The organism is Erythrobacter sp. S249 (genome assembly GCF_057364975.1).
Genome location: NZ_CP200287.1, coordinates 494,908 through 509,086 on the forward strand (window position 1 = coordinate 494,908; position 14,179 = coordinate 509,086).

Here is a 14,179-nt window from a genome sequence, read left to right on the forward strand (position 1 = left end):
GCGTGCAAGCTCTAGTAAGCGCGCGCCACCAGAATTCGCTCTACGGCAGGTTCACCTGTGAAGATGCACGCGCCGTCTGCCGCATCGCTGCCGCGCGGGACATTGCGAAACGTGAGCTTGTGCTCTTTCAAGCGCTCAACCACCTTTTCCAATGCGTCTCCGCTTGGCTTTGACCACTGAACCTCGACCCAGCCCGGATACTTGCCGCCATTGGCAAAATGGCTGGCCACGTCAGCCCAATCGCTGATCCCGTGGGTGATGTTCGCATCACGCCGCTCGCGCGCCTCGTTAAAGAGGTTCGCCTGGATGTCTTCCAGCATCGCCCCAATTTCGCCCGCGACATCGTCGCGTTTTGGCGCAGCAAAGGAGACTTTGCCATTCTCTGGGTTCCACATTTTGTCGCGGCGCAGCAGGCTGACCACGCCAGCCTCCATATCACGTCCGCCGACTTCGATGATGACCGGCGCGCCCTTGCGCACCCAATCCCAACGCTTGGCGGTTGCTTTGCCAGGCGCGGTGTCGAGCCAGATGCGGGTCTTCTCGCCCAGCGCAGTTTGCGCGGTCAGCTGGCCGTAAAGCTCGCGGCAATATTCGAGCAGCGCCTCGTCCTCTGGCTTGTCGCGCAGCATGGGGAGGATAATCACTTGGTGCGGCGCGATCGCGGGCGGCACACGCAGGCCATCGTCATCGCCGTGCGTCATGATAACGCCGCCGACCATGCGGGTGGAAACGCCCCAACTTGTGGTGTGGCAATATTGCTGAGCGCCCTCGCGATCTTGAAACTGGATGTTCGCCGCCTCGGCAAAATTGGTGCCGAGATAATGCGACGTGCCCGCTTGCAGAGCTTTACCGTCCTGCATCATCGCCTCAATCGACCACGTCTCGACCGCGCCGGGGAAACGCTCATTCTCCGGCTTCTCGCCAGCGATCACAGGCATGGCCAAATCTTCTTCGGCGCAGGCGCGGTACATTTCGAGCGCACGGTGCGTCTCTTCTTGGGCTTGCTCTTGGTTTTCGTGCGCCGTGTGCCCCTCCTGCCAGAGGAACTCGCTGGTGCGCAGGAACATCCGCGTGCGCATTTCCCAGCGCACAACATTGGCCCATTGGTTGGTCAACAGCGGCAGGTTGCGCCAGCTCTGGATCCAGCGCGCCATCGCATCGCCAAAGATCGTTTCTGAGGTTGGCCGAACCACCAGAGGCTCTTCCAATTTCGCCTCAGGATCAGGCACCAATCCGCCTTCGCCATCGGCGATCAAGCGGTGGTGAGTGACGACCGCCATTTCCTTGGCAAAGCCATCAACATGCTCCGCCTCACGCTCAAAATTCTTGAGCGGGATGAAAAGCGGGAAATAGCAATTTTGCACGCCAGCGGCTTTGATCCGGTCATCGAGCAGTCGCTGAATACGCTCCCAAATGCCGTAACCCCATGGCTTGATCACCATGCACCCACGCACGCCGGATTCCTCGGCCAGATCAGCCTCAGCAATCACGGTTTGATACCATTTGGCGAAGTCGTCTTCGCGCTTCACATTCAGAGCGTGGCGGATGTTAGACACAGCGGGTCTCTCTCAAAATCTTAGAGCGGGTATTGGGTTGATCGAGCGGTAGCGCTAGGCCTGCCGCTCGCAATTCGCAAATGGTGGCGGGGCTATTTGCTCAGCTCATCAAGCTTCTTTTGCATCTCGGCCATTTGCTCGCGCAGCGCATCGATCTCGCCATTGGAGCTCGCACCAGCGGCGGCTTTCGGCGCAGCAGATTTGCGCTTGTTCGCGACGCCCGGAATGAGGACATCGGCCGCAGCGCGCATCATCGCCATATTGGTTTCGTGGATCGCCGAGATAGGATTGTTCGACATGCCTTTTTCAAAGGCTTCGCGAATCTTCGTTTGATTGTCGCGAAAATTGGCCATGCTCGCCTCAAGGTAAGACGGCACCATCGCTTGCATGGAATTGCCGTACATGCCGATCAATTGGCGCAGGAAACCCACGGGCAGCATTTGCTCGCCATTGGCCTCTTCATCCATGATGATCTGGGTCAGGATCGAATGCGTGATGTCATCGCCGGACTTCGCATCAAGCACCTGAAATTCAACATTCTCACGCACCATCTCAGCGAGGTCATCGAGCGTGATGTAGCTCGACGAGCTGGTGTTGTAGAGCCGCCGGTTGGCGTATTTCTTGATGATGATCGCATCGCCTGCCTCGCCAGTTTTGCGCGAGCCTGACTTTGCGGCTTTGGACTTGCCTGCCATTATTTGGATCCCATGAATTTTTGCGTTGCAGCGCGCTTAGCATCTGCACAATGTGCAGCGCAACATGAACGTTTTCTAGGATCCGAAACGCTGTCCCAAAATGGTCAGCAATTCATACTGCGACAGGCCGCTTTGCTGCGCAGCATTTTGCAATTCATAAGGCACAGATAGCCAGTCGCCTTCGCGAAGGCTCGGCGACGCGCTTAGGTCAACCACCACCATATCCATGGACACTTTGCCAAGCAGCGGCAGAGGGGTTTCAGCGTGCAGCAAATGCGCGCCGCTGCGTCCGTCCACATTGCCCCAACTGCGCAGGAAGCCATCGGCGTAGCCCAGCGAAACAGTGCCAACCCGTATATCACAGGGCGCGGTGAATTCGCCGTTATAGCCAACCGCATCGCCAGCGTTCAGCGCGCGCGTCTGGATGATTGCGGCCTCTGGAAAGGCGACTTGTTTGATGACGCCCGCAAGTTCCTGCCGCGCGATGCCGCCGTATAGAGAGAGGCCAGGCCGCGTAAGGTCAAAGGCATAGTCGCTGCCCAAGGCGATCCCGGCGCTGTTCGCCAGACTTAGGGAATTCCAATCGACATGCGCCTGAACCTCACGAAAGCTCGTCAATTGCCGCGCATTCATTTCGCTGTCTTCATCGGCGCATGCGAGGTGCGACATCAGCACATCAACGTCGAGCTGTTTGATGGCCTCGTCACCAACCTCAGAAGGCGCGATGCCAAGCCGGTTGATCCCGGTGTCGACCATCAAGTGACAGCGACCGCCTCCTGCCTCATTCCAGCGGCGAGCCTGCTCCAGCGAGTTGATGACAGGCACGGCTCCGCTGGCCTTGGCAAAAGCGGCATCTTGCGGCGTCATCGGACCATGCAGCACCGCAATATCGCTCGCGTGAACATGGTGCGCAGCCGCTTCGACCTCGCTCCAATGCGCCACGAAGAACTCCTCCGCCCCGGCATCGCGGAGCGTCGGCAGACAGCGCTCCACGCCTAAGCCATAGCAATTGGCTTTGATCGCAGCGCCAGCAGAGGCATCGCCTGACATACCGTCAAGCGCGCGCCAATTGCTGGCTAGCGCCGCGTGATCAATACTCAGACGAAGACTTGGTGGCGCGAGATCAAGTGACATCGTCGGAGAAGTCACGCGGCGGCCCGGACGGCAGGCCCCACCAGGCTACGACGAGCCCGAAGGCGACAACGATCCAGGTGTACCAAAGCCCTGAGTAGATGTTGCCCGTGCTCGCGACGATCACCCCAGCGATCAGCGGCAGGAATCCGCCAAGATAGCCGGCCCCAATGTGATAGGGGATCGACATCGAGCTGTAGCGGATACGCGGCGGGAACATCTCTGACAGCAGCGCCGCAACCGAGCCGTAGGTGAGCGCAGACAGGACGCCAAGCGCGAGCAGCGCAGCAATGATGCCCACGATGTTGATCAGTGGCGGAACCTGACGTGAGAAATCAAACCCTGATTTGGCCAGAGCCTCTTGCAAACCAGCGGTCCGCGAAGCTGCACCTTCTTCGGTTTCCTCGAGCCATTCGGGCGCAATGGCGACTGGCTCGCCGCCAACAGTAACGCCCAGATCGCCGCCCGGTTGAAGCGTGTAGGACACGCCGCTGCCAGTCAGGCTGCTCAAGATTTTGCCGCAAGGCGTCTGTTCCCGGTCAAACAATTCGGCGAATGGATCAGTCACGCATTGATCGCCGCTGACAACAACCGGCGTCCGCTCTGCTGCCTCTGCAAGACCCGGATTGGCTAAGCTGCCCATGAACCAAAAGATCGGGAACAGCGTCGCCAGCGTTGCCAGAGCGCCAATGATGATCGGCTTCTTACGCCCGACCGTATCCGACCATTTGCCAACGATGAGATAAAGACCGAGCGAGAGCAGCCCAGCGATTAGCAGGATGACTTCAACTGTCCCCTCATCAAGCCGCATATTGCCCTTGAGGAACGATAGGCTTGAGAAGAATGCTGTGTACCAAATGGTCGTCAGAATGCCGCTGACACCGAACAGAGCGACAAAGATCCGCTTCTTATTCCCTGGATAGGTGAAGCTCTCAATGAACGGATTGCCCGAGGTTTCGCCCAATTCCTTCATCGCCTGGAAGACTGGGCTCTCAGACAGTTTGAGGCGCATCCAAAGCGATATACCTAGCAGGATAATCGACAGCAAGAATGGCAAGCGCCAGCCCCAATCGGCGAAGGCTTCCTCGGGGATGATCCAACGGCACAGCAGGACCACGATGATAGAAAGCACAAAGCCGCCCGCCACGCTGGCCTGGATAAAACTGGTGTAAAACCCGCGTTTTTCAGGCGGGGCATGTTCGGCGACATAAATCGCCGCGCCGCCATATTCGCCGCCTAAGGCGAGGCCCTGAAGCACTCGCAGGAATATGACGATAATGGGGGCAATGATCACATACCCCTCACCATAGTTCTCTTTGAGCGTGTCGACCGTGGGAATCAGCCCGACGCCCGCGGTTGCAATGCCCATCAGGGTGACGGTCACAAGGAAGGTGTATTTGCGCCCCAGCCTATCACCGAGAAAACCGAACAGAATTGCGCCAATCGGACGGAAGGCAAAGCCGAGCGCGAAGGTGGACCACACCAGCAACAATGCCAGCGTCGGGTCATTCACGTCATAAAATGCGTCTTTGAGGATGTAAGCAAGCGTGCCGTAGATAAAGAAATCGTACCATTCAAAGATGGTCCCGGCGCTGCTCGCACCGATCACCAGCTTGATTTCTTTCTCGCTAGGCTCGCGCTGCTTTAGCGCTTCTGCATCCACCATAAGCCCCGTGATCCTCTTCTGACTAGCCAGTTTTCCTCGGCCTTATTCCAGTAGCACTAGCTGCTCGTCTACTGCGAGGAAAGCGCGTTACTCGCAGCCGTCCACACGAGCATTAATGCGCCGTGGCGCGCGGGATGCTCCAAAGCTGGCGCCAAAGCATCAAAGCCAGGCCAATCCGGCAGGCCGCCCTCGCCGCTCAACCATTGCTCAATCTCGCCCGTCTTAGCGATAATATCCGCTGCGCTACGCCCTTGGACATCAGCGGCCATGATCGCAGCAGAGGCCTGTCCGATCGCGCAGGCGGTTACTTGCATGCCAATCCGCACAACCGATCCATCTTCGCGGCAATCGACCGCAAGCTCAATTGAACTGCCGCATGTGCGAGAGCGTGCTCCGCCAGTGAACTGGGACGCATTGCTTAGTGGATAATTGGCTAGCCCTGCGGCGAGACCAAGCAATTGCGGCGAGTAAAGCTTCGTCGCCTTTACGCCTGCCACAATCGGTCCGTCATTCGATCAGGCTGGCTTCTTCAGCGGCATCTGCTTCGTTAGATAGTTTCGCGCGCCGTTCCGCAATGGCGGACACCAATTGGCGGGAAAACGCATCAGCCGCCGGATAAGTGCGCGCGGTCGTGATCCATGTCGGGCGACCTCTGAAGCCCCAGACTGTATCAAAGCCGAGCGCCAGGACGGAGAACGCAAACACCACGATGAGTGCGCCCTTGACCGCGCCAAAGCCAAATCCAAGCACACGGTCAATCGGGCCAAGAATGGAGTTGCGCGAGGCTTCCCCCACATTGCTCGCAATCACTTTCATCGCGGCATATGGGATAAGCAGCAAGAGCGCGAAGGCTAGGATCGGCGTCGCCGGATCGGCATCAATAAAATCGCGAAGCCCATCGGTCAGGGGCGAATGCAAATAATAGATCGCAAAAGCCGACAGCATCCACGCCGCGAGCGAGAGGACCTCTTGCACAAGGCCCCGCATGAAACCACCAATCGCGGCCACTCCCACGATTATCAGCACGATTATATCAAACATAGTCATCGGTATGGTGAATTATTCCGTCGCAACCACTTGGTCAACGAGGTTCGAAAGTTGTCCCAAACCGTGATAATTGAGCTTGGATGAGCCGAGCTTTTTATCGGATGGGCCATAGCCCCTCGCAAACCCCAGCTTCACCGCCTCTCGAAGACGCAGATCCCCATGAGAAACCGGGCGAATTTCCCCAGCAAGCGACACCTCGCCAAACCACACAGCTTTATCTGGCAGCGGCTTGTCGGCGAGCGCAGACATCAAAGCCGCCGCGACTGCCAGATCAGCCGCGGGATCAGCCAATCGGTATCCGCCTGCGATATTCAGATAGACCTCTGCTGAGGAGAAATTGAGGCCGCAGCGCGATTCGAGCACGGCTAGAAGCATCGCCAGCCTGCCGCTGTCCCAGCCAACCACTGCTCGGCGCGGTGTGGCGCCCGATTGCAACCTGACGATCAACGCCTGTATCTCGACCAAGACAGGCCTCGTGCCTTCGAGAGCGGGAAAGACCGCGCTGCCTGCGAGCGGCTGGTCCCGCCCGGACAGGAATAGCATGGAAGGGTTAGTCACCTCTTCCAGCCCTTCATTCGCCATTGCGAACACACCAATCTCATCGACCGCGCCGAACCGGTTTTTTAGCGCGCGCAGGATCCGGTACTGGTGGCTGCGCTCGCCCTCAAAGCTCATCACCACGTCGACCATGTGTTCAAGCACGCGCGGGCCAGCGATATTGCCGTCTTTGGTGACGTGCCCGACCAGAACGAGCGCGGTCCCATTTTCCTTTGCATAGCGGATCAGTTCGAGCGCGCAGCCGCGCACCTGGCTAACTGTTCCGGGAGCACCTTCGATCGTGTCGGAATGCATCGTTTGAATGGAATCGATCACCAGCAGAGCGGGCGGATCACCAGCGCCCAGAGTGGTCAGAATATCGCGTACCGAGGTTTCTGATGCGAGCCGGATCGGCGCATCAGCAATCCCCAAACGCGCAGCGCGAAGGCGCACTTGCCCGGCGGCTTCCTCTCCGCTGACATACACCACATCACCATTTGAGCGCGCGATTGTCGCCGCCGTTTGGATCAGCAAAGTCGATTTGCCGATCCCCGGATCACCGCTCATCAACACAGCTGATCCCGGCACCAGGCCGCCGCCCAGCGCACGATCAAACTCTGCAAGACCAGTCGGCCGCCGCTGAGGCAATTGCGCGGGGCCATCCAGCGGCACGAACTCCAGCGCCCGCCCTCCGCGCGACAGATCATGCTTCTGAGAGAACACCGTCGCCGGTGCATCCTCTGTCATCGTGTTCCATTCAGAACAGTCAGGACATTGCCCCTGCCAGCGGTGCGAAACAGAGCCGCATGAACCGCATACATATCGCCGTTTGGTCTTTGCCATTCCAATTTCGTAGACGGAACATTTGCGGAACGCAATTGCCATTCCCTACTTTCCACGTCATCACGATTCTCATGCGGCAAAAAGAACTTCGTCTCGCTCTGGTCTGCTACGGCGGTGTCAGCCTTGCGGTGTATATGCACGGGGTCACCAAAGAAATTTGGCACCTGGCCCGCGCGAGCCGGGCGTTTCATGCCAATCGCGAGGCGCCATGCAGCGGGGTGGCAAAAGTCTATTGCGAGCTGCTGAACGAAATTGAGCGCGATTACTCGCTTCGCCTGCGCGTTATGCCGGACATTCTCACCGGGGCGAGCGCTGGCGGCATCAACGCGGTGTTCCTCGCCCAAGCCATCCATTCAGGGCACTCGCTCGAGCCGCTGACCGACCTATGGCTCGAAACCGCCGATGTCGAAGAGCTGACCGATCCTAAGGCGCAGCCAATGTGGCGCTATGCCAAGATCTGGGCTCAGCCAATTGCTGAATGGGTGCTCAACCGTCCGGGCAATGCGGTTAGCGAGAGTGTCTCGCCAGAGACACGGTCCGAGGTGCGGCAAAAGGTCTCCCGCCTCGTGCGTGGCCGCTGGTTCAGCCCGCCGTTTTCTGGCGATAAGTTCTCCAGCCTGCTGTTTGAAGCACTAGAAGGGATGCGCGCAGGCGAGCGCGGCGATCCTTTGCTGCCGCCAGGTCATCCTATTGATCTGTTTGTCACCACCACTGACTTTCGCGGCCATGTGGAAATGCTGCGCCTAAACAGTCCGCCGATTGTTGAAGAAACCGAGCATCGCACCCCGATCAGCTTGCGCGCCAGCACTCCGGCGCAAAGCAGCGAAGGTCTGACCAATCCGCTGGAGCTGGTGCTCGCGGCGCGGGCAACGGCCAGTTTTCCAGGAGCCTTCCCACCGTTGCAACTGGCGGAAATCGATCGCTTGGCGGAGCGCAAAGGAGTGGATTGGACATCGCGCGCGAGTTTTCTCAACCGGATCATGCCCGTCCATATGCGCGATGGAACGCAGGATGGCGTATCGCTGATTGACGGGTCTGTTTTGGTCAATGCGCCATTTGGCGGGGCGATTAAGGCGCTGCATGGCCGCCCCGCTCAGCGGGAGGTTGACCGCCGGTTTGTCTACATTGATCCGCGCCCCGACCGCGCGGGCTCAGTGAATGAAAATCACGATTCGCCAATCGGTTTCTTCGGTGCAATCTTCGGTTCTTTGTCGACCATCCCGCGTGAACAACCGATTAGAGACAATCTGGAACGGATCGAACAGCAATCCCGCGATGCCGAGCGGCTGAGCCGGATCGTCCTAGGCCTGAGGCCAGAGATCGACCGCGCAGTTGAGAAACTGTTCGGCATGACGTTCTTCCTCGATAGTCCCAGCCCAAAGCGTTTGCACAATTGGCGGGCCAAGGCGCAGCAGGCGGCGGCCGAGAGAGCGGGCTATGCCTTTCAAGCCTATGCGCAGACCAAGTTCAGCGGAATCATCGACCGCCTCGCAGAGCTTGCTCTGGAAGCAGCGCCGGAGCTGTCGCTAGCAGACAGCATGCCGATTGCCGCCGCGATGCGCCGCGAATTGGAGCGCCGGGGCCTAAGCGATTTATCCGACGGAAGCGGCGGCGCGAGCGAAGGAGCGATCCAATTCTTCAGGGCTCACGACATCGGCTTTCGCATAAGGCGCTTGCGCCTGCTCGCGCGCAGGCTGGCGCGAGATTGGGAAACCGATCCGGAGATACCAGACGATGCGCTCGATATCGCGAGGGAGAAAATTTACGATATTCTCGCGCTCTATTTCTCAGCTGATGATATCTCTGGGCTGAGCGAGGAATTCGCGGGCCATGCGCGGAATGCGCTGAAGGATCCGGGCGCCTTGCTGGATTATCTCGCCGAGCAACGGCTGCTGCCGGAAACCGATCTTGAAGCGGAACGGATATTCGCAGAGGCGCTGGCACAAATGCCGAAGAACCTCAAACGGCGAATGCTGCTGACTTATCTTGGCTTCCCATTCTACGATGTGGCCACCCTACCCCTGCTGCAAAACGAAGGACTGACCGAGTACAATCCGGTCAAGGTCGACCGCATCTCTCCCGATGATGCGCGCTCCATCCGCGAAGGCGGCACGCGCGCGACATTACGCGGCATCGAGTTCTACAATTTCGGGGCGTTCTTCAGCCGATCTTACCGCGAAAACGACTATGTCTGGGGCCGCCTGCACGGGGCGGAGCGGATGATCGATCTGATTGCATCGACGGTCGATGCCGGCATGAAACCCGAAGCCATTCGCTCGGCCAAACGCTCCGCATTCCTCGCCATCATTGACGAGGAATTGGAGGTTGGCCGGTGCCGCGAGCAATTGCTGCGCGGGCTAAGAGACGAGATCCTCGCGCGTTTTGCGTAAGACCAAGCTCTCACTTAACCTTCGATGCTGGTCCAGATTGCGGTCACGAATGCGTCATCGCTGATAAAGCCTTCGCCGCGATCAAAGTCAGCGAGCGGTTTGGCTGCAACTGCCTCTTCCAGCGTCTTGCCAGCTTCATTGAGCGCTTCCACGCGGGACACTGCCTCGCCGATCATCGCGCGATAGGCCACCATTTCGGCCTTGTTCGACATACCGCCATGGCCCGGAATAACCTTTGTCTCGTCATTGATCATCGTAATCACGAGATCGAGCGTGGACATCAGGTTGTAGACACTGCCGCCAGAGCGGGTGTCGACAAAGGGATAACCCGGGATGTTGAAATAGAGGTCGCCCATGTGAACGACATTGGCCTTGTCCCACATCACCACGCTGTCGCCATCGGTGTGGCCGCCACCCAAAAAGGCTAGGTTGATGGTGTCGTCATTGAGATGGAAGCGAAGGCCCTGGCCATAGGTCACAACTGGCAGAGCAACATCTGGCGCTGGATCTCCATCGCGGCCAGATAGCGACGGATCGGCCATGCGCACCCGGACATTGTCATGTGCAAAGATTGTCGCGCCGGTCTTACCGAAATTCTCGTTCCCGCCCGTATGATCACCATGCCAGTGCGTGTTGACGACATATTTCACAGGAGTTGCGCCGAGGCCTGCCACAGCGGCTTCGATCTTTTCTGACAGCGGCGCGAACTGGTCATCAATCATGACCGTCGCATCATCACCGTAGCTGACACCAATATTGCCGCCAGCGCCGAACAGAACCGCTACGCCAGGTGCGATCTCTTCGACTGTGATTTCCACATCATCGAAGTTGCGCTGAGCATAGCTCGGAACAGCCAGAAATGGGGTTGCAGCAGCGAGGGCGAAAACGGCAAAACGGTTCATAATTCTTCTCCAGTCGCCTGGGAAGTAACCATAAGCCGTGTGGTTGTCGAGTTGGCTAAGGGCGGCTCAAGAGGCATCAAATGCGACGGTAAGTTGCTCACCGGCTGGATAACCGAAATCGCTGGCCTCTTTGTCAGGTGACAGTGCCAGACAACTCATCAGCCGCCAAAGGCGTCTTTCAACTTAGAGAAAAAGCTGCGGCTTTCGGGGCATTCGTCTCCGGTTTCGGTCTCGCGAAACTCCTCGAGAATTTCCTTTTGCTTGCGGCTGAGCTTTGTCGGTGTTTCGACCGCAATTTCGACCACCAGATCACCGCGTCCGCGCCCTTGCAGCACTGGCATACCGGCTCCGCGCACGCGCAATTGTTTGCCCGATTGGATGCCGGTTGGGATGTCGACGGAATTGGTCGAGCCATCAAGATCCGGGATATCGACGCTGCCGCCCAGGGCCGCCGTCGTGAAGCTGACAGGAACGCGCGTGGCCAGAGTGGTGCCTTCGCGCTGGAATAGCTCGTGCGGGGTTACGTGCACGAATATATAGAGATCCCCGGGAGGGGCACCGCGAGCGCCCGCCTCACCTTTGCCGGTCAGCCTGATGCGCGTGCCGGTATCAACGCCGGGCGGGATGTCCACTGATAGGGCCTGAGCGCGGTCAACGCGGCCTTCCCCGCGGCATGAACCGCATGGCTCCTCCAAAACGGCGCCCCGCCCGCTGCAGGTTGGGCAAGGCCGTTCAACCACGAACAGCCCTTGCTTTGCCCGCACAGAGCCGTGCCCGTGGCACAAATTGCATTGCCGTTCGCTGGTGCCAGGCGCTGCGCCGGAGCCATCGCAGGTATCGCAGGCTTGCGAGACTTCAATTTCGATCTCGGTAGACTTGCCATGGAACGCCTCTTCGAGGGTAACCTGCATGTCATAGCGCAGATCGGCACCGCGCCGGGTCTGCTGACGGCCACCTGCGGCCCCGCCAAAGGCGCTGCCAAAGATCGTTTCAAAAATATCGCCAATATCGCCGAAGTCCGCCTGGCCGCGTCCGCCGCCAAAGCCGCCTCCACCGCCACCGTTCATTCCCTGCTGGAATGCCTCGTGACCATAGCGATCATAGGCCGCGCGCTTTTGCGGGTCTTTGAGGACTTCATAGGCCTCGTTACAGGCTTTGAATTTCGCTTCAGCTTCCGCATCGCCCGGATTGCGATCGGGGTGAAACTTCATCGCCAGCTTGCGATAGGCGCTCTTAAGGGCGGCCGCATCAGCGTCGCGGCCCACCTCGAGCAATTGGTAATAATCTAATTGGGTAGCAGCCATGGTGACCTTGGTCCCTAAAACCTAGCTGCCGTCAGCGCAGACCTTTGGCGGACCACGCTGACGGCAGGATAGTTTTTCATGAGGACATCAGTCCTTGTTGTCTTCGTCCACTTCGGAGAATTCAGCATCGACAACATCTTCGTCGTCTGACGCATCCGAAGAGGCATCGCCGTCGCCGCCGTCACCAGCAGCAGCGCCTTCAGCCTGCTCTTTCTCGTAGATTTGCTGACCCATTTTCATGGCCGCTTCGGTCAGAGCCTGAGACTTGGCGTTGATCTCATCAACATCATCGCCTTCCAGTGCGGTTTTCGCTTCGCCAAGGGCGGTTTCCACCGCAGACTTGGTATCGGCATCAACCTTATCGCCGTGCTCTTCGAGCTGCTTCTCGGTCGCGTGAACAAGACTGTCGGCTTGGTTGCGAGCTTCCGCAGAGGCCCGGCGCTTCTTGTCTTCTTCAGCGAATTTCTCAGCGTCTTGAACCATTTGATCGATGTCATTGTCGGACAGTCCGCCCGATGCCTGGATCTTGATCGTCTGTTCTTTGCCGGTTCCCTTATCCTTAGCAGACACGTTCACGATGCCGTTCGCGTCGATGTCAAAGGTCACCTCAACCTGAGGAACGCCGCGCGGTGCAGGCGGAATGCCGACCAGATCGAACTGACCCAGCATCTTGTTATCCGCCGCCATTTCGCGCTCACCTTGGAACACTCGAATGGTCACCGCATTCTGATTGTCTTCAGCGGTTGAGTAGGTCTGCGTCTTCTTGGTCGGGATCGTCGTGTTGCGATCGATCATCCGGGTGAAGACACCGCCCAGGGTCTCAATGCCGAGTGACAATGGCGTCACGTCGAGCAGCAGAACGTCTTTGACGTCCCCCTGCAGAACGCCAGCCTGGATGGCCGCGCCCATGGCAACCACTTCGTCAGGATTCACGCCAGTGTGCGGTTTTGCTTCGAAGAAACCTTCAACGACTTCGCGAACCTTCGGCATGCGGGTCATACCGCCAACCAGGATCACTTCGTCGATGTCGTCCTTCGACACGCCCGCATCAGCGAGAGCCTTCTTACATGGATCAAGCGTGCGCTTGATCAGATCGCCGACCAGCTTTTCTAGGTCGGACCGGCTGAGCGTTTCAACCAAGTGCAGCGGCGTGCTTGATCCGCCATCCATGCGCGCTGTGATAAACGGCAGGTTGATTTCGGTCGTGGCCGAGCTTGAAAGCTCGATCTTGGCCTTTTCTGCCGCTTCCTTGAGACGCTGGAGCGCAAGCTTGTCCTTGCGCAGGTCCATGTTCTCTTTCTTTTCGAACTCAGCCGCAAGCCATTCGACAATCGCGCTGTCGAAGTCTTCACCGCCAAGAAACGTATCGCCATTGGTGGACTTCACTTCGAACACGCCGTCGCCAATTTCGAGCACGGAAACGTCAAACGTACCGCCGCCAAGGTCATAAACAGCGATCGTCTTACCGTCGTTCTTGTCCATGCCGTAAGCGAGCGCCGCAGCGGTCGGCTCGTTGATAATCCGCAGCACTTCAAGGCCCGCGATTTGCCCTGCATCTTTCGTCGCCTGACGCTGAGCATCGTTAAAGTACGCAGGAACCGTGATCACGGCTTGGTCGACGGTCTCACCGAGATAGCTCTCAGCGGTTTCTTTCATCTTCTGCAAAATGAAAGCTGAAATCTGGCTCGGCGAATAATCTTCGCCGCCGGCCTTCACCCATGCGTCGCCATTCTTGCCTTTGACGATGTCATACGGGACGAGGCCCATATCTTTCTTCGTCAGCGGATCGTCGAAGCGGCGGCCAATCAGGCGCTTAATCGCGAACAGAGTGTTGTCTGGATTGGTAACCGCCTGACGCTTAGCCGGTTGGCCGATCAGACGCTCGCTGTCCTTGGTAAAGGCAACGATAGAAGGCGTGGTGCGCGCGCCTTCAGAATTTTCAATAACTTTAGGCTTGCCCCCGTCCATTACAGCCACACACGAGTTGGTGGTGCCGAGGTCGATGCCGATTACTTTACCCATTATTTCCCCATCCATTACAGGTTGTTGGACGCTGCCTGTGGTGCTCCCCAGAATTGGCGGAACCGTTTGGCAACTCGTTTGTAGGC

11 protein-coding genes are annotated in these 14,179 nt (G+C 58.3%); 1 reads left to right on the forward strand and 10 read right to left on the reverse strand.

Translation table 11 applies throughout. The annotated features are described in order from the left end of the window. Positions 1-11: 11 nt before the first annotated feature. The 7 genes from proS to radA all read right to left on the reverse strand — a co-directional run bounded on the left by proS (position 12) and on the right by radA (position 7,475). Positions 12-1,556: a proline--tRNA ligase gene (proS, locus tag AC0V6V_RS02380; protein WP_486163872.1), complete on the reverse strand. Its 1,545-nt coding sequence runs from the start codon at positions 1,554-1,556 to the stop codon at positions 12-14. Between the two features lie 92 nt (positions 1,557-1,648). Beyond that, positions 1,649-2,251 carry a polyhydroxyalkanoate synthesis repressor PhaR gene (gene phaR, locus AC0V6V_RS02385; protein ID WP_472645320.1) on the reverse strand — a complete coding sequence of 201 codons (603 nt, stop codon included), beginning with the start codon at positions 2,249-2,251 and terminating at the stop codon, positions 1,649-1,651. Positions 2,252-2,326: 75 nt separating this feature from the next. Next, positions 2,327-3,385 carry an alanine racemase gene (locus tag AC0V6V_RS02390; protein ID WP_486163873.1) on the reverse strand — a complete coding sequence of 353 codons (1,059 nt, stop codon included), beginning with the start codon at positions 3,383-3,385 and terminating at the stop codon, positions 2,327-2,329. Then, positions 3,375-5,048 carry an MFS transporter gene (locus tag AC0V6V_RS02395; RefSeq protein ID WP_486166182.1) on the reverse strand — a complete coding sequence of 558 codons (1,674 nt, stop codon included), beginning with the start codon at positions 5,046-5,048 and terminating at the stop codon, positions 3,375-3,377. Before AC0V6V_RS02395 ends, AC0V6V_RS02390 begins: the two co-directional genes overlap by 11 nt. Before the next feature lie 68 nt (positions 5,049-5,116). Next, positions 5,117-5,545 carry an iron-sulfur cluster assembly scaffold protein gene (locus AC0V6V_RS02400; RefSeq protein WP_486163875.1) on the reverse strand — a complete coding sequence of 143 codons (429 nt, stop codon included), beginning with the start codon at positions 5,543-5,545 and terminating at the stop codon, positions 5,117-5,119. Between the two features lie 10 nt (positions 5,546-5,555). Then, positions 5,556-6,095 carry a CvpA family protein gene (locus tag AC0V6V_RS02405; RefSeq protein WP_486163876.1) on the reverse strand — a complete coding sequence of 180 codons (540 nt, stop codon included), beginning with the start codon at positions 6,093-6,095 and terminating at the stop codon, positions 5,556-5,558. 12 nt (positions 6,096-6,107) lie between these two features. Continuing rightward, positions 6,108-7,475 (reverse strand): DNA repair protein RadA, encoded by a 1,368-nt coding sequence (gene radA, locus AC0V6V_RS02410; protein WP_486163877.1) that lies wholly within the window; start codon positions 7,473-7,475, stop codon positions 6,108-6,110. Between the two features lie 71 nt (positions 7,476-7,546). Between radA and AC0V6V_RS02415 the strand changes: the two genes are divergently transcribed. Then, positions 7,547-9,865 (forward strand): patatin-like protein, encoded by a 2,319-nt coding sequence (locus AC0V6V_RS02415; RefSeq protein WP_486163878.1) that lies wholly within the window; start codon positions 7,547-7,549, stop codon positions 9,863-9,865. 14 nt (positions 9,866-9,879) lie between these two features. Here AC0V6V_RS02415 and AC0V6V_RS02420 read toward each other — a convergent pair whose 3' ends face one another. The 3 genes from AC0V6V_RS02420 to dnaK all read right to left on the reverse strand — a co-directional run bounded on the left by AC0V6V_RS02420 (position 9,880) and on the right by dnaK (position 14,093). Then, complete coding sequence (locus tag AC0V6V_RS02420; RefSeq protein ID WP_486163879.1) at positions 9,880-10,767, reverse strand: MBL fold metallo-hydrolase; 888 nt, start codon at positions 10,765-10,767, stop codon at positions 9,880-9,882. A 158-nt stretch (positions 10,768-10,925) separates the two neighbouring features. Continuing rightward, positions 10,926-12,071 carry a molecular chaperone DnaJ gene (gene dnaJ, locus AC0V6V_RS02425; protein ID WP_486163880.1) on the reverse strand — a complete coding sequence of 382 codons (1,146 nt, stop codon included), beginning with the start codon at positions 12,069-12,071 and terminating at the stop codon, positions 10,926-10,928. 87 nt (positions 12,072-12,158) lie between these two features. Then, on the reverse strand, positions 12,159-14,093 hold the full coding sequence (dnaK, locus tag AC0V6V_RS02430) for a molecular chaperone DnaK (protein ID WP_486163881.1): 1,935 nt from the start codon (positions 14,091-14,093) through the stop codon (positions 12,159-12,161). Positions 14,094-14,179: the final 86 nt, after the last annotated feature.

Excerpts from the sequence above, each read along its gene's own strand:
- phaR (WP_472645320.1), bottom strand. The coding sequence starts at position 2,251 with ATGGCAGGCAAGTCCAAAGCCGCAAAGTCAGGCTCGCGCAAAACTGGC.
- AC0V6V_RS02390 (WP_486163873.1), bottom strand. The coding sequence starts at position 3,385 with ATGTCACTTGATCTCGCGCCACCAAGTCTTCGTCTGAGTATTGATCAC.
- AC0V6V_RS02395 (WP_486166182.1), bottom strand. The coding sequence starts at position 5,048 with ATGGTGGATGCAGAAGCGCTAAAGCAGCGCGAGCCTAGCGAGAAAGAA.
- AC0V6V_RS02405 (WP_486163876.1), bottom strand. The coding sequence starts at position 6,095 with ATGACTATGTTTGATATAATCGTGCTGATAATCGTGGGAGTGGCCGCG.
- radA (WP_486163877.1), bottom strand. The coding sequence starts at position 7,475 with ATGGCAAAGACCAAACGGCGATATGTATGCGGTTCATGCGGCTCTGTT.
- AC0V6V_RS02415 (WP_486163878.1), top strand. The coding sequence starts at position 7,547 with ATGCGGCAAAAAGAACTTCGTCTCGCTCTGGTCTGCTACGGCGGTGTC.
- AC0V6V_RS02420 (WP_486163879.1), bottom strand. The coding sequence starts at position 10,767 with ATGAACCGTTTTGCCGTTTTCGCCCTCGCTGCTGCAACCCCATTTCTG.
- dnaJ (WP_486163880.1), bottom strand. The coding sequence starts at position 12,071 with ATGGCTGCTACCCAATTAGATTATTACCAATTGCTCGAGGTGGGCCGC.
- dnaK (WP_486163881.1), bottom strand. The coding sequence starts at position 14,093 with ATGGGTAAAGTAATCGGCATCGACCTCGGCACCACCAACTCGTGTGTG.